Origin of the sequence: Pseudomonas spelaei (genome assembly GCF_009724245.1) — a bacterium.
Classification (GTDB): domain Bacteria; phylum Pseudomonadota; class Gammaproteobacteria; order Pseudomonadales; family Pseudomonadaceae; genus Aquipseudomonas; species Aquipseudomonas spelaei.
Genome location: NZ_WNNK01000094.1, coordinates 1 through 332, shown reverse-complemented (window position 1 = coordinate 332; position 332 = coordinate 1). Strand labels below are relative to the sequence as shown.

Below are 332 nucleotides of genomic sequence, written 5' to 3'. Positions count from 1 at the left end.
TGGTACTCCGAGATATCGCATCCCACTATGATTATGAAACTCGAGGGCTGGAACATAAAATCAACGCTGAGCTCCAGGCCGCAGGTGTTTCTGCGGCATCAGTGGAGGATATCAACCGGTCTCTTTCTATCATCCAAGACGAAATCTCAAAACGAGAAGCTAAGCTCAGTACGAGCTTTGATAAAGTTGCAAATAACCCGGAACGTGCTTTCGGAATACGGAGTATCGACGCAGTTATGTCAGAGCTGAGAGCTTTGAGTGAGGAGGAAGTTCCTGCAGCGATTGACAATGAGATTAACGGTACAAAAGCCGCTTTTGAGGTGAGCACAGAG

At 47.3% G+C, this 332-nt stretch carries 1 protein-coding gene; it reads left to right on the top strand.

Features of this window, described 5'->3' with window-relative positions; all coding sequences use genetic code 11:
- Positions 1 to 332: hypothetical protein (locus GNF76_RS29445; RefSeq protein ID WP_178123654.1), on the top strand; the 332-nt coding region annotated here is incomplete at both ends.